The organism is Paenibacillus sp. TC-CSREp1 (genome assembly GCF_050171015.1).
Classification (GTDB): domain Bacteria; phylum Bacillota; class Bacilli; order Paenibacillales; family Paenibacillaceae; genus Paenibacillus; species Paenibacillus silvae.
Window position 1 is genome coordinate 15,527 of sequence record NZ_JBNOKM010000020.1, and the last position, 21,111, is coordinate 36,637.

Genomic DNA, 21,111 nt, shown 5'->3' on the forward strand with positions numbered 1-21,111 from the left:
TATTACCTTTAATCTGTTTACAGGAGGTCTTCATTATGGAAGTAACATCTGCTGTTATAGATTACTTCTTTTCTTTTCTTTTTTTCGTTTCTTTTTATTTCAAAGCAAGAAATATGTTCAACTTCTCTTACGAAATAAAGAGTTATAACGTTGTTCCGCCTTCTTTAGCTAAGTTGAGTGCTGTTGCTGTAGTCACGTTAGAATTTCTGTTAGCCATATTTTATGCGTGCCATGTTCTAAATGGCTATAAAGAAGCAGCAACAATCGGCTTATTTTTGTTCTTTACCATTATTACTTACAGAAAAAAACGCGAAAAAGGCGAAGAATCATGTAACTGTTTTGGGAAAGTGCATTTTTTGAATAAAAATCCTATTGTTAGAAACCTATTTTTTATTATTCTATCTCTGATTCAAATATGGTTATCAAATCCGGAAAGAAACATTAACCAATCTATATATTTGTTACTGGGATTCAGTATATTAATTTTGATTTTTGATATTAGTGATCATCTACATAAATTAAAGAAACTGAGGCCTGAAATATGAATATTGGGATATTCGTTATTATTGTGTTGGTTTTGATAATATGTTTAGCCTTGGTAAGTAACAAATTAAAAGTCGCCGAAAAAGCAGTATTGTTAAAATGCCTTTCTCGGCTTGATTTAAGCAAGGATGTCTCCTACAGTTTCATTTTTTTGAACTACAAAGCTCAAGATGTTCAAAGCATCGAAGATAAGTTGATGAATGGTGATTTTGAAAACACAGTAGTTATATTTATTGGACCCCTGTGGCTGTATAAAACTAAACAAAAAAAGTTAGATCACATTAAATTAATCCATGCGTCCTCAATAATGAAAGATCCGTCAATTTATAAAACTAATGCAGCCTACGTTCTTAATGGGAATAAGATAAAATTTGTTGAAAATGCAAACTATTACGTCTAAAGTTTTAGATTTTATTTATTTTCTGAATCTATACTTTCGTTACAATAGAAGTATCTCGTCATAATTACTTTAAATTACAATAAAGTATCATAGTTCAATTGGTGACGAGGTCAGAATTATCTAATTATTTTTAAGGAGGAATTCAAATGGCTGGATGTCCGAGTGGTTGGACTTATGTAGGGAAATGCAATGAAAACAGAACTTGTGAGGACGGATGTGATATTTGGGGAATCGGTTATGTGCACTATTATGACCGATGCAAAAATTCATCGGGAACCACAAATTGTTTTTATGTGAGTTCACAATATGAAGGTTGTGACTGTAAACATCCTTGAGTTTAGTTGAGAGCTTCTCATGGCGTAAATTTGTTATCTATATAGGACTTAAAGTCTGCCTATCAGCTGCGTAAAAATATATTTTGCTTTATTAGACAAGTTCTTTTCTAATTAAAAAGGGCTTGTCTTTTTTTATTTCAGTTAGAGGTAGTCGTCTGGAAATCTTCTTGGTTCATAACTAGTTTTTAAAATTTAGCTTATATCAGAAAGGATAAAAAAATGAAAAGAAATAAATAGCTATTGCTTTTTCCTCACTAGGTTCTGTAACTTCAGGCACCGTTAATATTACTGACGGCGCAGCCTATAAAGCCTGAACTGGGCAATGGCAGCGCTCTTGTGATAACATGTGCACAACTGGACCAAACGCATGTTAAGAGGGGATATCATGTCAATTCGTATCAAAATGCTGCTGTCTTTTACAGGTATGCTTGTGATCAGCCTATTGTTTATTCTGCTTACAGCAAGCCTCTATACCATTGCAGCAACTGGGGATTTGCAAGGCTTTCGGGATATATACAAAGTCCACTATCAGGTCAATCCACTCACTGAACAGGGAGAGGCCATTTTTCAAGAGATGAAGTTTATGGCTAAAAATAGTCCAGACGAGCTGCAGAACAAGGTACTGCTTCGAGAGTTTGATATGAAGCTTCGAGCCGAGAAATCCGGGCTCTACGTCAGGCGTGAGAACAATCCGATCTTTGAGTCACGAACGTTCCATCAACCGGGACTGGGGCAAGCACTGCCTTCCTATGATCTGAGCAATAATCAGATTCGAAGCACATTTAACATTGGTGAGCGTTTCTACGCCTATGCCAAGTTTGATTTTCAATATTCAGACGAAAAACGAGGCAGTATTTTTGTGATTCGGGAGAGAAGTCCCTTCGCCGAGCTGACTCGCAAGCTTCTGCCCGTGATGTCTCTTTTGTTAATTGGTGTACTTGTTATCGCTAATTTGCTCCTGTTCCGCTGGATCACACGCAGCTTCATCCAACCGCTGCATCAGCTTCGAAGCTCGGCGGAACAGATCAAGAATGGTCATTTATCATTTGAGCTTGAACCTGCCTCCAATGACGAGGTTGGACAGCTTAGTGAAGCCTTTGAGAGTATGCGGCAACAGCTACAGCGCTCCAATGAGCTGCGGCAGCAGGATGAGGTCAGCCGCAGAGAGTTGATTTCCAACATTTCGCATGATCTGCGTACTCCGATCACCAATATTAAAGGATATATCGAGGGGATTCGTGATGGAGTAGCTAATACGCCAGAAAAGATGGAGAGTTATATAAATATCATTCACTCCAAAGCGGTTAGTATGGATAAACTGGTGGATGAATTGTTTCTCTACTCCAAACTGGATTTAAATCAGGAGCCCTTTGTCTTCAATCCGGTTGATCTGGTTGATTTTATGGAGGATAGCATCGAGGAGCTGCGATATGATCTGGAGGACAAAGGCGTGGTACTGGCGTGGCATAACCGAACCTCGGGTTCAGCGGTATCGGCTGTGGATCCGGATAAATTAAAGCGCACCGTCGTTAACATTGTAGATAATGCACTCAAGTATATGGATCATGAGGACAAACGATTGAGCATCATTCTTGAAGCGCATCAGGAGTGGAATACCCTTATTTTTAGGGATAATGGAAAAGGGATCTCGGAGGAGGCACTACCTCACATCTTTGAGCGTTTCTATCGTGCCGAACAGTCAAGGAACTCGTCTACAGGCGGGAGTGGACTCGGACTGGCTATCGCCCGTCAGATTATAGATGGACATGGTGGTTTAATCTGGGCGGAAAGCAAGCTCGGTGAAGGAACAAGCATCCATATTCAATTGAGACGGTTAGAGAAAGGGAAGCACAACCATGATTGATATTCTAATTATTGAGGATGAAACAACGATAGCCGAGCTGGAGCGAGACTATTTTGAACTGAATGGGTTTTCGGTGGAGCTCTGCCATAATGGTGTTGAAGGCTTGCGTCGTGCGCTGGAAGAGGAATACCGGCTTGTCATTGTAGATCTTATGCTGCCGGGCATGGACGGGTTTGAATTGTGCAAGCTTATTCGTGACGAGAAGGAAGTGCCGATCCTTGTCGTTTCCGCGAAAAAAGAAGAGATTGACAAAATCCGAACGTTTAATCTGGGCGTGGATGATTTTATTACCAAACCCTTCAGCCCAAGTGAACTGGTGGCCAGAGCGAAGGCTCACCTGACCCGGTATGAGCGTTTGCTTGGCAAGAGCAGGCCGGCCGAGCAGGATGAGATCCACATTCGTGGTCTTCACATTGACAAGGGATCACGGCGTGTGTTTTTGAACGGAGAAGAGGTAGGGATTACGACCAAAGAGTTTGACCTGCTTGTATTTTTGGCGAGTCATCCGAATCGCGTATTCAGCAAATCTGATCTTTTTGAGCGCATCTGGGGTATGGAATCCAGCGGTGATATTGCCACTGTTACTGTGCATATCCGAAAACTGCGCAGCAAACTGGAGAGTGATCCCAAGCAACCGGAGTATATAGAGACGGTCTGGGGTGCAGGATATCGTTTCACGATATGAGTTTAGATAAAGATTAGCTCCAGTTTATACATTTTTAATATATTTAACCTTGGGAGTTTCTTTTTTTCCTCTACGCTATATAGGTAGATACAAAAAAGCCTATAGAGGGGAAGAACTTTCATGAATCATACAACTCGTAAAATAGCAGCAGTACTGGCAATAACCGTATTGGGAACAGCAGTGTTACCGTTAACCACATCACAAACCCAGGCAGCTGATTACACCACACCTATTTCAGCCTTGGCAATGCCGCTTACGGATCAGCAGGTGCAGAGTGCAATCAAGGAGCTGAATCGTCTGGATATCATGAACGGATACAGCGATCACACAATGGGAGAGCATCGTGCCATTACCCGTGCAGAGTTAGCGGCATTGATCTATAAGACATTTCAATTGCAAGACCAGAACGGGGAAAGTAAAACGATAACCGATGTTCACGCTGACGCTTGGTATGCGCCTTATGCCACAAAGCTTGTGGAACTTGGCATTATGCAGGCAGAGAATGGCCAATTTCAACCTCAAAGCTCGGTGAGCGATGCCGAACTGAAAGAAGTTGTTTCTAAAGCTCTGAAACGTGATGTGAAATCCGTGCATCATTGGATGAGTGCTTTTTATGAAGAAACGGGCTCTGTGACACGTGGAGAAGCGGCAGTAACCCTGCACAAGGCTTACCAAGCGATTCCTTCGGACCAGGCAAAAATAAAAAACATTAAACCACTGAACAACATGACACTTGTTATTACTTTTGACAAGCCGCTTACCACAGAAGATGAGGTATTTGCCAAATCAAAAACAGATTTTGCTTTCAGCGGGGGACTGACCTTGACCAATATGCCTCGTTTGAAAACAGGCTCAATTGCTACATACATCGTGCCAACCTCTGTTCAACAAGCTGGAGAAGCATACAGCCTTACATATAAAGGGCAAGCTGCGGGCTCTTTCACAGGCAGTGACGTGAAAGTCAACATGAGTCAGGTTCGTCAAGTCACGAATGATACATTTGAGATTGAAGCGCTGAAACAGAACGGTGTTGTGGATTACGGTTATATTATTTCTGCATACAGTGCTGGCCGAGGCAGCAATGCCTTTGTACTGGACGATCAGGAGCAGGCGGACGGCAAAACGTACCAGGTCATCTCTTCCATGCAGGGAAGACAAGTTGTGATTACACCGGAAAACGGAGAACCGATGATTGCGAAGTATGTTCCGTTTACTCAGTCGACTGATGGCAGACAAGAACCAAAGTTCCGATTGCCTGAAAGGCAGATTTTGAAACCAGGGGTATCCTATACCGTAACTTCCGAATGGGCCCATATCCAGAATGCTTCATTTACTGCAAAATCGTTTGAAGCATTAGTCATAGAGAGTGCCAAAGTCTCGAGTGAAACGGCCATTGAAGTGACGCTTGCCCAAGATCCGGGGGATGAACTTTTCTCTGGTCGGAGTGTTACCCTGAAAGCACCAGATGGGCGTGTTCTGACAGCTGCGTATAAATATTCGAGCCGGAAGGGTGCAGCAGGTATATTTGAACTTACGAATGAAGGCAAGCTGGTGTCAGACACAGTCTATACGCTGAATCCGGTTGGCGATTGGGGTGTTGCTTCATCTGTGACGGTGGTACAGCAGTAAGGAGGGCGCATGAACAAATCATGGCTGCTAATCATACTGATCAGCAGTGTGCTGATCGTTCAAGGCTGTATGTTTAATGAAAAGGAGGAGAGAACGTTGGCTTTACTAGATGAGCAGTTACTCAGTGCAGCTGAAGCTAAAGATACCGAAGGCATTGTTAAACTTCTTCAAGAGGGGGCCAATGTTCAGGCTCAGGATCAGAAAGGAAGAACGGCCCTGATGATTGCGACGTACAATCATGATACTGCATCTGCCCAAAAGCTGATCGAAGCAGGAGCAGACGTTAACCTGCAGGACGACATGTTAAATAGCCCGTTTTTATATGCAGGAGCTGAAGGTTATCTGGATATTTTGAAGCTTACCATTCAGGCCGGAGCAGACCCTTCTATTACAAACCGCTATGGTGGAACTGCACTCATACCTGCTTCTGAGCATGGATATGTCGAGGTGGTTCGAGAACTGCTGACGCAAACCTCGGTAGATGTGAATCATGTGAATCGTTTAGGATGGACAGCACTGCTGGAGGCAATCATTCTAAACGATGGCAACAAACGGCAGCAGGAAACGATTGAGCTACTCATTCATCATGGAGCCGATGTTAATCTGGCTGATGGCGATGGTATATCTCCCCTCCGTCATGCCAAAGCAAAAGGGTTTAAGGAAATCGAGGCCCTATTGATTCAAGCTGGTGCAAAATAGCGACACGGTTGCTGGAATCCGTCGATTAGGAATTGCACCCTATGAAAAAACATCGGTTTCGGTTCCTCCGAATTTATAGAAACACATAAAAAACGGGAGAGGCAGTAAAATAACTGCTTCATCCCGTTTTTTAATGGTTACTTCCTTACTTTTGGGAGGATCATCGTGTCCTTATATCTGAACTACTTCTTCTCTCCAGGCACTTCAACAATAATTTTGCCTTTGGCTGGAGCAACAGAACCGCTATCCAAGGAGCCGGACTTGTCCATCAGATCATAGGCTGTTTCCTCCAGCATGAGTGAGTACTTGAAGGACACAAGTGTTTTACCAGCAACAGAAGGTCGATTTCCTACTTCGGCAATCGATTTTGCTTTGATAAAGAACAGATCGCCAATGGTTCCGGCTTGTTTACCCAGATTTGCCTGCCATTTCAGCATTGCATTTCCATTGGTAATCGTATAATAGCTGACCAGATCACTATCCTCTATCGTGAAGAAACGATCCTTTTGTCCTTGCTCGAAAATATAAGCAGTGGATGAATCAACTGGCCCTAACGGATTTTTCACCTTCAGGCGAGGCTGGCCCAGATCAGAAAACCGCGGCAGTTGTATGGCAGCTTCACGAGCAGCGGTCAGATCAGAACCGTTATAATCCTTCACCACAGCAGCGTTTGTATCGTAGATATAAGCCTCTTTGGCTGCTTGATTCCAGCGTACTTGTGCACCGAATGTTTCCCCGATGGCACGGAGCGGAAGCATCGCTTTTCCTTTCACCAGAATTGGAGCTGAGGACAAGGAGGCGGTTTGTCCATTCTTTTTCATCGTTTTGCTATTAGGTGTGAGCACGTATTTGTCACTGCCAGCAGTAATACTGATTTGTTTGCTTTTATTATCGTAACCGAAGGTATAATCTCCAAGGAATTGCAGTTCAGTCAGTGCAATGTACGTGACACCTTGGCGGATGACCACATCATATTGTGCAGGCATATTGTTAATGTAAGCTGCGGGTTTAACTGTTGCGGCTGCTTCAGCCACCGAAGGGGTGAACAGAGCAGGTGCCGCTCCTGCGGTCAAAATCGAGGCGGCCAGCATCATTTTCCATTTTTTTTGTTTCCAATAAGAGTGATGTGTAGAGTTTGTTTTGTTCATGTTCATTCTCCTTTCAAGTCATTAGACGGACTGTTTATCCCAAAAGTTGCATATTAATGGAATATCCATAAGATATTAACCCAAAATCTGTATCATAAACTTCGGAATGCAAGAGAAATTACACTATATAAGTTGCACTTATTTATTTACACGTGAACGGAGAGGACAGAAAAAACCTGAAAAAGCGGAGCTAAGAGCTTTCTGCAAGAAAGCTGCATCGGAAGCATAAGCTTCGCCTTTATCACCGGATTTTACCCTTTGGAAAGGGAATCCAAAAAAAATCTGGGGATAACAGCGATTAGAAGGTTGTTCTGTCATCGGAGTGGTTGTGTAAAATCTTTAGTTCAACTTATATAGTAACTTTTTGGAGAATTGGAACGTCCTATATGGAAATAACTTCTATTGGGGGAAGGATGGACGTGAAAAAAGTACCTGATCGCAGAACATGGTTTTACATATGCACAGCACTAACTGGAATAGCGGCTGTACTGTTGGGCGGAACGATACTGACGGGTACCCGGATAGCGTTAACTAACGCACAGGCTCAGGATTCCATACCACAGACGCTCGAGATGAACGCCCGAACAAAACTCTCAAACACTGCTTTGACTACCTCAACGTTATCCCATTCCCCGACCCCGGGTTCAATCGAACCGATTGCCATCAAAGGAATGACGGAGCCTAATATCAACGTACCCTACAAGAAGGGAGAAAAAGTAACACTGAGAGACGGCTTGCCGTTATTCAGCGGACCGAAGGATCACCGCATTGCAACCGATCAGATGAAGATTACATATCGAACATCCCCGAAGGAAAAGTATACTCTGGCAGCGGTTCAGGGCGAATGGATCAAGATTAAAACCAGGGAGCAGGACAGCTACTGGCTGCCTGGCTGGTATGTGCTGAAGCAGAGCCGCAGCATGACGGAGATATCCCCCAAGACGTTCGCCGTTCGAGCTGGAAGCAAGCTTTATTTGACTCCAGACAGTACAGTAACCTGGCCTTCTAACCAAACGAAGCTAACCCAGGCGCTGATTGTGGCAGAATGGAAGGAATGGTACGGCGTATCAATCGCTCCGCGCATTTGGCACAGTGAAGAAACTAATTATCATCATGCACTGCTATGGATCAGGAAAACCGATATTACGGACCAGACCCCTGTTATAGATGGCTGGTTTACGCGAGAACAGCCTTTATCGTTGCCCTTCCTCCAACTTCTAACGGATACCAAGCTGAGCCAGATCACAACCTCCAAGCAGGCCGTGAAGTGGTTGGGGGAGCCGGATTGGAAGGAACATTCGAGAAATATGAAGGATACAGGATACACAATGCAGATTGGACAGACCTGGCGATATGAGCGCCAGGATGCACATTTGCTGCTAACCTTTGATGAAAAGGGCAAGCTGATTGAGGTTCGCTGGAACAAGCCCGCAAATCGGGGGAATGATGAACCCTACTACCGGGGCTATGGCCGCTTTGATGTATTTTCTTACACCCATGAAATCGCTGGCAGAGTGTTGCCGCAGACACTTCCCTGGAAGCCTGAATGGGTGAATCAGGGCGATTTGAACTATACCTTTTTGCAAGCGGGTACAGAGGATGTACTTCTGATGAAGGGAGATGACGGCGGGTTCAGCGGTATGCACTTTGAGGATTCATACTACGCGCTGGATCGGCATACAGGCAAACTGCTCTGGAGGGTGCACAGCGGACTCGGTCCTGCCCAAGCGTTCATAAATACGAAGCGTGATGCGGTTACGTTATTCACAAGCTATGACTTCGATCGTAAACAATATCGGGATCGCGTGCGGCACATCAACCTCAAGGACGGCAAGCTGCGATGGGAGTATAAGCCCGAGGAGCAGAAGAAGCGCAGTGACAGTACCCACCTGAATGACGCCGCTAACGAAGTATCGGTAGTGAAAGGAATCAAGGCGGCTCAAGGTGTGGTTATTGTGGATCGTTCTGCTGCTGAAGGCTCTGCAAACGGCTGGATTCATGTGCTGAACAGTTCAAATGGTAAACGGTTATGGAGCAAAAAGCTGACAACAGGTTATCGTTTGCTGAATCGAAGTGCAGATGAGCCTTATGTTCTGTATTGGGATAAGGATCAGTTCACTGCGGCCGACCCCAAGACTGGGCGTATCGTTTGGCAGATCGAAGCAGCACAATCATCGGAGCTGAGTCATATCGAAAATAATTCTTATTTTGATGGCATTGATCGGTATGATCCGTTTGGCTCGGTGTCCCTTCAGCGCTGGATGCCGCTGGATCATCAGTGGGTATTGCTTGATCTGACTTCAGGTAAAAAGTTATCACAATTTCCTGCCCGTGCGGGCCAGGAACTAGAGGTGCTGAATGATGGCATGGTACTGATTCGGGAAAATAATAAAGGAGACCAATATGGTGATTACGAGGATTTTACAACATCTTTGTTTGACCCGGAGACAGGAGAGATTCGGTGGACACTGGATGTGAAGCTGCAGCGGGGGTTGGTCGAAGGGAATCAGTTGTACACCATCATGAACGGACATCCAGCCGCTGTAGATTACAGAACCGGGGAGACGTGCTGGAGCGCGAGGGAAACGATCGGATCAGCTAAATATACGACGAATCAAGGCAGTTATCTGATGATTGGAGATCGACTTTTGCTTCCCCTGAATGATGATTTGCTGGTGATGGACAAAAGGGACGGCGCATTGCTCGGACGTGTACATGATGTTGTAATGGGTACGCCGGAGCATCGGGATCAGGAGGCCAAGAATGGCATGATCAACCAGATCGGCAATGAAGTGTACGTCGGATCAGCGAACGGTCGTTTCCGGGTTTTCCCAGCCAGTAGTTTTGAAGGAGAAATCTCTCCTTAAAGCTTGTCTGGGTGGTGATGTTGTTTTATTATAAATGAACAGGATTGCTCGCGCTCCGGTTATCGGCTGTGCGGGCTTTCTTCATGTGTTCTGGGAAGAACCATGGTTGATCATTCACGGGAGGACTCTCCATGATTTCATTATATGGTATAAGCAAAAGGTTCAAAGAGCGCGGTTCCCGTGCGGATCAGGGATATGAGGCGTTACGTTCTGTTTCTCTCGAAGTGAAGCAAGGAGAGATTCATGGCATCATTGGCTCCAGTGGGGCGGGCAAATCCACTTTGCTGCGGATGCTTAACGGTCTGGAGCAGCCTGATACAGGAGACGTTATCGTTAATGGGCAAAACCTGACCCGGATGAATGAGCGTACGCTGCGTCAAGCACGCCAAACCATCGGCATGATCTTTCAGCATTTCAATCTTGTCAGCAACCGAACAGTCCTCGGTAATGTAAGCATGCCGCTGGAGCTTGCGGGGGCTTCGCGTTCAGAGCGGCGCGAACGAGGACTGGAGGTGTTGCGATTTGTCGGGCTGGAAGAGAAGGCGAATCAGTACCCGGCCCAGCTGAGCGGAGGACAGAAGCAGCGTGTCGCCATTGCCAGAGCACTGGCCAGTCATCCAGCGGTGCTGCTCTGTGATGAACCGACCTCTTCTCTTGATCCCCAGACGACTGGTGGAATACTGGAGGTGCTTCGTCATGTAAACGAGACGATGGGTGTGACGATTGTGCTTGTGACGCATGAAATGGAAGTGGCGCGGCGATTATGCCACCGGATCTCTGTCATGAGGGAAGGACAGCTCGTACGTACTCTTTCTGAATCCGAGGTTAGCCTTATTCCTGCTCCGCAGCCGGATATACTCACTTCACTGCTCGAAGAGGATTCTCGGGCTGGAACAGATTCGGATGCACATCGTTTGGAACGACAGGAGGAAAACGATGATGTTACCTGAATCCGTGCTGAAATATCAGCATGAAATCTGGCAGGCTATTGGAGAGACATTTGTGATGGTAGGTATTTCTATTGCAGCTGCTGTGTTGATTGGTCTGCCGCTTGGTACACTGTTGTATCTGTGTCGCAGAGGACAGCGATATCAGAATCGGGCTTTGACTGTCGTATTGGGCAGTCTGGTGAATATCATACGTTCGTTTCCGTTTCTGCTGCTGGTGGTGTTCCTGATCCCGTTCACACGTATGATTGTAGGAACATCCATCGGTACGTTAGCTTCCACGGTACCTTTATCCGTTATCGCTATTGCTTATTATGCCCGGCTGGTTGAACAGGCCCTGCTGGATGTGCCTAAGGGAGTTGTTGAAGCGGCCTCATCTATGGGGGCCTCGACGGTACAGCTTGTCTTGAAATTCCTGTATGTGGAGGCACGTTCAGGTCTGGTGCTTGGGCTTACCACAGCAACCATCAGCTTTATTTCCTATTCTACGGTCATGGGCATCGTCGGAGGCGGCGGGGTTGGCGATTTTGCTATTCGTTACGGTTACCAACGCTTCGAAACGGAAATTATGATATTTACGATCATCATTATGATTATTCTGGTGCAGATGATCCAATTGACGGGCAGCAGGCTGTCACGCTGGCTTGATCGGCGATCCTGAGGATCGCAGCGATAGTATGGAAGTGCGAGAAGCAAAACAGAATTTCGATTCATGAGAAATGCGGTTATGAAGCCGCCTGTAATGACTACAGAGAATATAAAGAGAAGGGGTACAAATGAATGAAAGCCAAATTAATGCTCACACTGCTCGCAGTTATGCTGGTTGTATCTGCCTGCGGTAAAAAAGAAGAAACACCTGCGGCTGAAGGCACAAAGCAGGAAGCTCAAGCCGGACAGGAAGTTACACTGAAAGTAGCCACATTGATTCCACCAATGACCGATGTACTTGATATTGTCAAACCACTGCTTAAAGAGGATGGTGTGAATCTGGAGGTTGTGGTGCTGTCTGATAATGTTCAGCCTAATACAGCACTGGCGAACAAGGAAGTGGACGCGAACTTTTTCCAGCACGTGCCTTATATGAAGCAGTATAACGAAGCGAACAACGCCAATCTCGTTCCAGTGCAGCCCATCTACAATGCAATCTATGGAGGGTACTCCAAAACATATAAGTCCATAGATGAATTACCTGAAGGTGCAGTCATTGCGATTGCCAACGACCCTTCTAACATTGGACGCTCTCTGGTGATGCTGGAGCAAAATGGTCTGATTAAACTCAAGGATGGAGTGGGCTTTAACGCTACACAAGCGGACATCATAGAAAACAAAAAGAACTTTAAATTTAAAGAAGTCGATCTGCTGATGCTTGCCCGTATGATGGACGATGCAGACCTGGTCGCAATGACTCCAGCTTATGCGAGCCCGCTCGGTCTGACTCCGAAGAAGGACGCGCTGCTAACGGAGAAGGATGATTCGCATTTTGCCATTACACTTGTAGCCCGAGAGGATAATAAAGATTCTGAAGCGATTCAGAAGCTGGCTAAACGAATGGCGGGTCCCGAGGTCAAAGCCTTTTTTGAGAAAAACTACGCGGATATTGCCATCCCAGCATTCTAGGTGTTCTATATTCAGCAGAGATCCGAGCTATGCTGCTCGGGTCTTTTTACTGTGACCTGGCTTCAATGGAGGAAATTCCAGCATCCTGCACAAAGTTTGTACAATATGGCTGAACAATTGCAAATCTGCTTCATCAATTTAAGTATTAAGGAGCCGAGCGGCTCCTTTTTATGTTTGGTTTAAAGTTGAAGGGGATTTATGGAGTGCATAGCGCGGAATACATGTTAGAAGAAAAAGGGGAAGAGTGCAGGAAGACAGGTCAATATTTGCAATTGAATACAAGGGGTTCACGTAATATGATTTGATTATTGCTGAGGTAAAAGTTGTAAATCTCAAATGTCATTATCTGTATTATTTATATATATTAAGCAATGCTGAAGTCGTAACTTGGATGGTGAACTTTGCTGCGCGATCTGGTTTTAAATTTTACATTAATACTTATTATTGTCTTTCTGGTGCACCACTATCTAAATCAATTGAACAATCGACGGGAATTGTCGTTTACCTCAAAAGTGATTATAGGTACTTCTATGAGTATGCTGGGTACCGTTCTATACTATTTCTCCATTGTATTAGAAGACGGTACGGTGCTTAACTTCCGTTCTGTTGCCTATCTTCTGGCTGCCTATTACGGTGGAGGAGGAACGGCATTTATTACATTTGCCGGTTTATGGATGTTTCGGCTCAATGTGGGACTGTGGCCCTCGATAGAGAATTGGCAGTATGCCATGTACGAGATAGTGTTTGTACTCATAATTACGCTGAATTTCAAGTACATTCATGGTTTTGTCAACCGCTGGACATCCGGGTCATTACTGCTGATTTCAGCATATCAGTTGACCACTTTAGTCACCTCTGACTCCTCAACCCTCCAAAGCCGGGGAACAGTCTTGTTTAGCCATTTCCTCGGTATGCTTCTGCTTGTATTGTTCATCTATTTTCTGAATCAGAATCATTATTACAGACAGCTGGTGGTCCAGAAGGAGCAGGAGATGATCAAGATGCTCCGTATGCAGCCAGGATTCACTTTTAAAGTACGCAAAGTGAACGGGAAATTTGAATTTCTTTTGCTGGAAGGAGAGATGTTGTCTCGGTTAGATATGGATATGCGGAGTCTGGAGGAAAGCTTTCAGCTTGGCACGATTAATGTTCTGCCGCCGGAGAAAATTCACTTTCTGAAAACACAGTTCAACAGGGCCTGGAAAGGCGAATCCTTTTTTTTTGAGATCGAGTATCAGGGGAACTATGCACTTGTCAAATTAGGCCCGTATGTAGAAGACGAAGTGGTGAAGTATGTCATTGGATACGGACTTGATATTACAGAGCATCGAGCGGTCAGACGCAGAGTTCAGGAGAGTGAGGAGCGCTATCGCATGCTGGAGCGAGTATCTGCGAATTGGGTGGCGGGTCTGGACAGCAGAGGCACGATCGTGTCAATGAATCAGAAATTTCTTGATGTTCTTCAGGCGGACAGGGAGCAGGTGATCGGACGTGAGCTTGGAGACTTGCTTGTGATGGAGAAGGTGGAATGCTGGTTTACGATTCTGAAGAACACACTGTCATCCAGAACTACACAAGAGACGGAGTTAATCTTCCGTATAGGGGAAAGTGAAGAGCTGCACGTTCGTGTTCATCTGCACCCGCTCAATTCATCCAGGTCCAGAGAGCAGATTAGAGCGGTTTTTCAGGATATTACAGATCAACACAGACGTATGAAGGCCGACAAGGCGAGTCAGGCAAAGAGTGAATTTCTTGCTTTAATGAGTCATGAGCTGCGGACACCACTGAATAGTATTACCAGTTTCAGCTCATTGTTACAGCGAACGGATCTTACCACGCAGCAGCTGGATTATGTGAGCAAGATCATGGTCTCCTCTCAGTCCTTACTCAATCTGGTCAAGGATATCCTGGATTTCTCCAGGATCGAAGCCGGGAGATTTAATGTGGAGCATGTACCGTTTTCATTGGAAGAGGTTTTTAAACGTGTGGCGGATCAGATTAGCACTGCTATTGGGCATAAGGATATCAAGGTCATTTTTCAGACTGATCCCGATTTGCCTTTAACGGTGCTTGGTGACCCGTTTCGACTGGAGCAGGTACTTATCAATCTTCTGGGTAATGCCATTAAATTTACCGATCAAGGGTACGTTATTCTGCATGCAGAAGTGCTTGCATTTGAAGAAAAAAGTGTCGAAGTTCGTTTTGAGGTTCAAGATACAGGAATCGGAATTTCATCTGAACAGATGGAGCGTTTATTTGTCCCCTTTAGTCAGGCTGAACCTTCGACATATCGAAAGTATGGCGGCTCTGGATTGGGCCTGGTTATCTGTTATCTCCTCGTTACCTCCCTCGGGGGCAGTTTGCAAGTGGAAAGTGTGCTTGGTGAATACAGCATATTTACGTTTGACCTGATGTATGAATTGACGGAATCAGAAGAACGATCATTCCTTCCAACCTACCCTCTATTGTATGCTGTCAGTGATGTAATCATAGTGGATAGTGACATGAGAGTGGCCGAGAATCTGGAGCAGATGCTGCGTTCGTTTGGTCTTCGGCCGGAAGTCTACGTTTCTTTTCAACAGGTGCTCGAACATGTTAATGATGAACGAGAAGAAGAGGAATCACCTTGCCTGTTGATTATGCTGGATATGGATACAGAACATATACATTTTGATCCGGACTGGAGCAGGCTAATGGCCCGGCTGCGGCATTCCCGGATTCAGGTGTTTGGATATACACATGCGACCAGTGAAATTGCAGTGGCAAGTGAGCAGCATTACAGTACTCCCCAGGTCATTCTCTTCAAGCCACTGACTCGTGTTGGACTCTTTGAAGCATTACTTGCTTTTCAGCAGGAAGAGGTGCAGCAGATGAACCCGATGCGATTGGACGATGAACAGCCTGGGCAGAAGCGAGGCTCCATTTTAGTAGCGGAGGATCATGAAATCAACCAGATCGCTATCCGTGCCATGCTGCAGCAGTTGGGATATGAGGTCTGCGTCGTGAATAATGGAATAGAGGTTCTGGGCAAGTTGCACACACAGCAATGGAAGATGGTACTGATGGATTTGAATATGCCGGAAATGAACGGAATAGAGGCGGTCAAACAAATTCGGCAAATGAGACAGTATGATCAGACTCCTGTCATTGCACTTACCGCATACGGAGCAGAGAAGGTGCTTGAAGAATGTATCGTGGCTGGCATGAATGCCGTTCTGACCAAACCGATTGATCAGAAACAGATCAGCTCCATATTAGATAACTGGATTGGTCTGAAGGGCATATTTGGAATCAGGGGAATAGAGGCAGAAAAAGCACTGAAACAGATGGGTGAAAGACCACACATTCTTCAGTATGCATTGACCCGCTTTTCTCTCGAATACAAGGATTTTGAATCCAGAATCCAAACCAGTCTGCATCAGCAGAAGATGAATTTCGTCGTACGAAGTACACATTCTCTCGTAGGTGTTGCTGCCCATCTGCATGCTGTACATTTGTTACAGGCCGTGCTTCGTCTGGAAGCGCTGTTGTCGGTCCCGTTCTCGGAAACGGAGCTGAAATTTTTGCTGCAGAAGGTACAGCAAGAAATTGATTTCATTATTGAATCGCTACCGTGGTAATCACAATGCCCAGGCTATGTTGCCCCGCCTATGGTGTGAATTTATACCCGACCCCCCATACCGTTTGAATATATTGGGGGTTTTTCGGGTTATCTTCAATCTTTTTACGCAAGTTCGTAATATGTACATCTATTGTTCGATCATGGATATAGGCATCAATCCCGCGAATGGCCTCGATGAGGGCATATCGACTGAACACCTTGCCGGGATGAGCCACAAACAGCTTCATTATTTCGAATTCTGAAAAGGTCGTCTCTATTCTGCGATGATTCAGCAGAATCGTTCGACGAGCCAGATCGAGCGAGATTCCAGGCTCATGTTCGACAACGAAGGAACTTTTCAGCAGCGTATACCTGCGCAGTACAGCCTCGATGCGTGCCTTCAACTCCTGCATACTGAAGGGTTTGCACACAAAATCATCCGCACCGCCGGTTAAGGAGCGAATACGTTCGGAAACCCCGGTTAATGAAGATATGACAATGATCGGGATTGAGGTATGTTCACGCATCAGTGCGCAGGGATGTTTCTCTTTGGCATCGGGTAACATCAAGTCCAGTAAAATGATATCCGGTCGGTTTTCAAGCTGCTCAAGGCCTCTCCCAATGGTATCAACCCGACATACTTCGTATTCTTCCCCTTGTAAATACAGGCATAATGTATCACCCAGCATGTTGTCGTCCTCTATAATAAGCACTTTGGTCATGATGTCCCTTTCTCAAACCGCGTTTTAAAGATATATTGGCTGTTTATGCCGTCTTTCCGTTAATAGGCCTGCTGTTCAAACTTCACTGCCACGCTCCAACAACTGCTGCAGCTTGCGTTCTGTTGCGGTTTCCGGTGCTGGAGTATAGATGCTGCAGCGCAAATCGGCATTGCCCTGCACCTGTAATGAGGTCAGATCAAACAGCATTTTGCCTGCTTTGGAATGCCTGAATTCGATCCAGACATCAGGAGCACTGCTCACGCTGCTCTGTTTCCATAATGTGTGAAAATCTGGGTGGCGGTCTATCATGTCATTCAAAAATAAATTATACCATTCATCGTCGACATAACGACCATAATAGCCACGGAATATAGATAAAAATCCGCTTACAAAGTCTTCCCAGTTCACGGCAAGCCTGCGCAGCTCCTTCCGATCGAATAACAGACTAATCATATTGCGCTGCTCCAACGGGATTTGTTCAAAGTTCATAAAGACCTGTGCGGCCGCTTCGTTCCATCCCACAATAAAGCAGCGCCGATCCGAGATAATGGTTGGGCAGTACCTAAGCTCCTGCAAAATTTTCTGCAGGGACGGATGCAGCTGAAAGGTGTCCGGCTCCGGAGCGGGCAGATCTGAATAATGCTCCATAGCAAGTGAAAACAGATACTTCCGTTCATCGGCAGTGAGTCTTAGGGCAGAAGCGATGCTGTCGAGCACCGCATGAGAGACCTGAATGCCTCGTCCTTGCTCCAGCCAGGTATACCAGGTGGTGCTTACTCCTGCCAGTTGGGCCACTTCTTCTCTTCTCAGGCCTGGAGTTCTTCGCCGTCCTCCGGCAGGTAGACCAACGGATTCCGGGGATAATCTGGAACGTTGTGTCTTCAAGAAAGCAGATAAGGCCTGCAAGCGAGTTGTTTCACTCATATCATCATTCCTTCCACTCTATCATGGTACTCATTATACTATGATAAATGACAACTTGTAATAGGATATACAAACATGGCACTATGAATGCATAAGCCTCAGGAAACAGAAAATTAAAGATAATTAAAGGACAATTAGAAGGGAGAACCACGGGAATGACGATAGAACGTGTTGTGATTACGGGGATGGGTGTGATCTCACCGCTCGGGAATGATGTGCATACATTCTGGAATGCATTGAAGGAAGGGAAGTCCGGCATATCTCCGATTGAACATCTGGACAGCGGATTATATAAATCAAGAATCGGTGGCATGGTACGTAATTTTGACGGTGAAGCTCTTTTTGGACGAAAGGAAGCACGGCGTATGGACCGGTTTGTACAATTTGCTGTTGCGGCGGCCGAACAGGCTTTGATTCATTCGGGTCTTGTGCTCGATTCAATGGATCGGGAGCGCGTCGGGGTATATATTGGCTCTGGTATTGGAGGCATTCAGACCTTGATGGAACAGGGAAATGTATTAACGCAGCGGGGAGCCGGGAGAGTCAGCCCCACGCTTGTACCGATGATGATATCCAATATGGCAGCAGCGGCGGTGAGCATGCGATTTGACTGTTGGGGGCCAACGCTTTCCCCGGTAACAGCCTGCTCCATCGGAAATACGGCTATCGGTGAGGCGTTCAGGCTGATACGGCACGGCGGAGCAGATGTTATTTTTGCCGGCGGGACGGAAGCGGCAGTTACGGAAATATCCCTTGCGAGTTTTGGCAATGCAACAGCTTTATCAACCAGAAACGAAGACTATACAGCAGCAAGCCGACCGTTCGATGGCAGGAGAGACGGATTTGTTATGGCTGAAGGGGCAGGCGTCCTGGTTGTAGAATCCTTGTCTCATGCGCTGGCAAGGGGAGCCAATATTCTCGCGGAGGTTACCGGGTATGGAGCCACCTCTGATGCGTATCACATGGTAGCCACTCACCCTGAAGGCAGAGGAGCTTTTCTGGCGATGAGGGCTGCACTGCGTGACGCGGAGCTGGTGCCAGATGATATTGATGTCATTAACGCTCATGCGACCAGCACAGAGGCAGGGGATTTATCGGAAACGAGAGCGATTAAACAGCTCTTTGGAGATGCGGCGTATCGTATTCCTGTTACAGCCAATAAATCCATGACAGGGCATATGCTTGGTGCAGCTGGAGGGGCAGAAGCAATATCCCTTGTACAAACACTGCAGCATGGCATCATTCCACCAACGATTAACCAGGAAAAGCAGGATGATGAATGTGATCTGGATTATGTCCCGAACGTTGCCAGAGAGGCGAATCTGCAGATTGGCATGTCCAACTCCTTCGGCTTCGGCGGGCATAATGCGGTTATTATTCTTCAGAAGTATGTGTCCTGAAGCAACTAGCTTGAACAAAACAAAACAAAACAAAACAAAACAAAACAGCGCTGCCATGTTGGCTAGCGCTGTTTGTTCATATAGGCGAGCAGCAGGATCAGGACGTCAGTGAAGTGGATTCGGCTATACCCTTGCTGCCTCTGCTCAACCAGCTTACCCGCCAGCGGGCTTGCATGAAAAGCACGAGGCACAGAGAGGCAGCGGCGATGAGACTAAGGCTGACAAAGCCCGGTGTGTAAGATTGATAGGTGCTGTACAGCTGGCCCAGAATAAGTGGCAGTGCATAACCGCCTAACCCACCGGCAGCCCCGACAATACCGGTCATCAGGCCGATCTCATTGCCAAAGCGCTGTGGAACCAGCTGGAATACGGAGCCGTTTCCTGCTCCAAGGCACATCATGCCAAGGAATAGCATTACGATGACAACGGGCAGAGGTGGCAGGAAGGACACGCCGAGGAGCATAACACAGGCCCCTGTGTACAAGAAGGTCAGCATTCGGGTTCCCCCGATTTTATCAGCCAGAAAACCGCCAACAGGCCGGAAGAAGCTGCCTGCAATCACACAGAAAGTAGTAATATCAGCGGCATGAACGGCGGATAACCCGTATTGGGTGTTGAAGAAAATGGTCAGATAATTGCATAGTCCAACGAAGCCGCCAAAGGTGACACAGTAAAAGGCACAGAAGACCCACGCATCCTTTTGTTTAAGCAAAGTTCCATATTGGGAGAGCTTTTTCGGTTCAGGGCGATTCGGACTGTTTTTGGCGAAGAGGGAGAAGAGCACAAATACAATTACAATCGGAATAATCGCTAGTCCAAAAACAACCTCCCAGCTGCCGAAATGAGTGGCAAGACGATTAGCAAATAACGTGGCGAACACCGTTCCACTATTGCCTGCTCCGGCAATTCCCATGGCCAGACCTTGATGTTCTTTTGGGTACCACTGGCCTGCAAGGGGGAGTGCAGCTGCGAATGAGGCACCAGCTACGCCAAGCAGAAGAGCGACGACGTAGAGCTGACTCAGAGAATCAACCCACAGCCAGCCCAGCAGCAAAGGCACAAGTGTGACAAGCATACCGATCTGTGCAGTCAGTTTGGGGCCAATATAGTCGGACATGAAGCCGAGCACAAGTCGCAGGATGGAGCCGCCGAGGATTGGCAGGGCGACCAGGTTTGCTTTTTCCAGTGGAGTCATCGGGTAATCCATGGCAATGATAACTGCGAGGGGACCGAGCATGCCCCAGATCATAAAGCTGATGTCAAAATACATAAATGCTCCGAACAGCGTAGGCTTATGTCCGCTTTTCCAAAAACTCTTGCTCTCCATCATTTTTCATCGCTCCTCATCCAGATAGGTTTTTTGTTATGTCTCTATGTCTTCGTTCAGGCAAAAAAAGACCGCAAGCCGTCCTGATACCAGAACGATTTGCGGCCCCGTTGCCGACAGCGGTACACGTCTTTGTGTTTTCCGCTTCTGAGATGATCACAACACTGTGATTTTGATTCAAATTATAAAAAGTTGAAAAGATTATGTCAATAAAAATAACATTAAATTTTAAAATAATTATTATCGAGCGAACTCTATTATTATTGTGTTAATTTAGTTGACATTAAAAACGGATTACCTTAATCTGAACTTAATAAGAATCTACACAATGGCGTGTAGAGCGGAGGCAATGAGGCCCCTTTTCTCCATAAGGAAAAGGGGTCTTTCTGTTTAAATCCGAGAA

Annotated in this window: 15 protein-coding genes; 11 read left to right on the forward strand and 4 right to left on the reverse strand. The window is 46.0% G+C overall.

Features of this window, described 5'->3' with window-relative positions; translation table 11 throughout:
• Positions 1-35: 35 nt before the first annotated feature.
• The 5 genes from ACQSGY_RS25315 (at position 36) to ACQSGY_RS25335 (ending at position 6,155) form a co-directional block, all read left to right on the forward strand.
• On the forward strand, positions 36-545 hold the full coding sequence (locus ACQSGY_RS25315; protein ID WP_427181429.1) for a MauE/DoxX family redox-associated membrane protein: 510 nt from the start codon (positions 36-38) through the stop codon (positions 543-545).
• A gap of 1,118 nt (positions 546-1,663) precedes the next feature.
• Positions 1,664-3,142: an ATP-binding protein gene (locus ACQSGY_RS25320; protein ID WP_427181430.1), complete on the forward strand. Its 1,479-nt coding sequence runs from the start codon at positions 1,664-1,666 to the stop codon at positions 3,140-3,142.
• Positions 3,135-3,827, forward strand: a complete 693-nt coding sequence (locus ACQSGY_RS25325; protein ID WP_427181431.1) for a response regulator transcription factor — start codon at positions 3,135-3,137, stop codon at positions 3,825-3,827. The genes ACQSGY_RS25320 and ACQSGY_RS25325 overlap by 8 nt, the downstream gene beginning before the upstream one ends.
• A gap of 120 nt (positions 3,828-3,947) precedes the next feature.
• Complete coding sequence (locus ACQSGY_RS25330) at positions 3,948-5,456, forward strand: S-layer homology domain-containing protein (protein WP_427181432.1); 1,509 nt, start codon at positions 3,948-3,950, stop codon at positions 5,454-5,456.
• Positions 5,457-5,465: 9 nt separating this feature from the next.
• The gene (locus ACQSGY_RS25335) at positions 5,466-6,155 is read left to right on the forward strand and encodes an ankyrin repeat domain-containing protein (RefSeq protein ID WP_427181433.1); all 690 of its coding nucleotides are present in this window, start codon (positions 5,466-5,468) and stop codon (positions 6,153-6,155) included.
• Between the two features lie 182 nt (positions 6,156-6,337).
• On the opposite strand, the gene ACQSGY_RS25340 is transcribed toward ACQSGY_RS25335, so the two are convergent.
• Positions 6,338-7,303, reverse strand: a complete 966-nt coding sequence (locus ACQSGY_RS25340; RefSeq protein ID WP_427181434.1) for a copper amine oxidase N-terminal domain-containing protein — start codon at positions 7,301-7,303, stop codon at positions 6,338-6,340.
• A 419-nt stretch (positions 7,304-7,722) separates the two neighbouring features.
• Between ACQSGY_RS25340 and ACQSGY_RS25345 the strand changes: the two genes are divergently transcribed.
• From ACQSGY_RS25345 to ACQSGY_RS25365, 5 genes are all read left to right on the forward strand, one after another.
• Complete coding sequence (locus tag ACQSGY_RS25345) at positions 7,723-10,170, forward strand: PQQ-binding-like beta-propeller repeat protein (protein WP_427181435.1); 2,448 nt, start codon at positions 7,723-7,725, stop codon at positions 10,168-10,170.
• Between the two features lie 131 nt (positions 10,171-10,301).
• A complete protein-coding gene (locus ACQSGY_RS25350) occupies positions 10,302-11,120 on the forward strand; it encodes a methionine ABC transporter ATP-binding protein (RefSeq protein WP_427181436.1) in 819 nt (272 codons plus the stop codon).
• Positions 11,107-11,778 carry a methionine ABC transporter permease gene (locus ACQSGY_RS25355; protein ID WP_216515533.1) on the forward strand — a complete coding sequence of 224 codons (672 nt, stop codon included), beginning with the start codon at positions 11,107-11,109 and terminating at the stop codon, positions 11,776-11,778. The genes ACQSGY_RS25350 and ACQSGY_RS25355 overlap by 14 nt, the downstream gene beginning before the upstream one ends.
• 119 nt (positions 11,779-11,897) lie before the next feature.
• Positions 11,898-12,734, forward strand: coding sequence for a MetQ/NlpA family ABC transporter substrate-binding protein (locus tag ACQSGY_RS25360; RefSeq protein WP_427181437.1), 837 nt, complete (start codon positions 11,898-11,900; stop codon positions 12,732-12,734).
• Between the two features lie 476 nt (positions 12,735-13,210).
• On the forward strand, positions 13,211-16,354 hold the full coding sequence (locus ACQSGY_RS25365; protein ID WP_427181438.1) for a response regulator: 3,144 nt from the start codon (positions 13,211-13,213) through the stop codon (positions 16,352-16,354).
• A 28-nt stretch (positions 16,355-16,382) separates the two neighbouring features.
• Here the strand turns inward: ACQSGY_RS25365 and ACQSGY_RS25370 are convergent, their stop codons facing one another.
• Both ACQSGY_RS25370 and ACQSGY_RS25375 read right to left on the reverse strand, forming a co-directional pair.
• On the reverse strand, positions 16,383-17,057 hold the full coding sequence (locus ACQSGY_RS25370) for a response regulator transcription factor (RefSeq protein ID WP_427181439.1): 675 nt from the start codon (positions 17,055-17,057) through the stop codon (positions 16,383-16,385).
• Positions 17,058-17,132: 75 nt separating this feature from the next.
• Positions 17,133-17,981: a helix-turn-helix transcriptional regulator gene (locus ACQSGY_RS25375; protein ID WP_427181440.1), complete on the reverse strand. Its 849-nt coding sequence runs from the start codon at positions 17,979-17,981 to the stop codon at positions 17,133-17,135.
• Between the two features lie 161 nt (positions 17,982-18,142).
• Here ACQSGY_RS25375 and fabF point away from each other — a divergent pair, with 161 nt between their 5' ends.
• Positions 18,143-19,381 carry a beta-ketoacyl-ACP synthase II gene (gene fabF / locus ACQSGY_RS25380; RefSeq protein WP_427181473.1) on the forward strand — a complete coding sequence of 413 codons (1,239 nt, stop codon included), beginning with the start codon at positions 18,143-18,145 and terminating at the stop codon, positions 19,379-19,381.
• A 97-nt stretch (positions 19,382-19,478) separates the two neighbouring features.
• Here the strand turns inward: fabF and ACQSGY_RS25385 are convergent, their stop codons facing one another.
• The gene (locus ACQSGY_RS25385) at positions 19,479-20,708 is read right to left on the reverse strand and encodes a nitrate/nitrite transporter (RefSeq protein ID WP_427181474.1); all 1,230 of its coding nucleotides are present in this window, start codon (positions 20,706-20,708) and stop codon (positions 19,479-19,481) included.
• Positions 20,709-21,111: the final 403 nt, after the last annotated feature.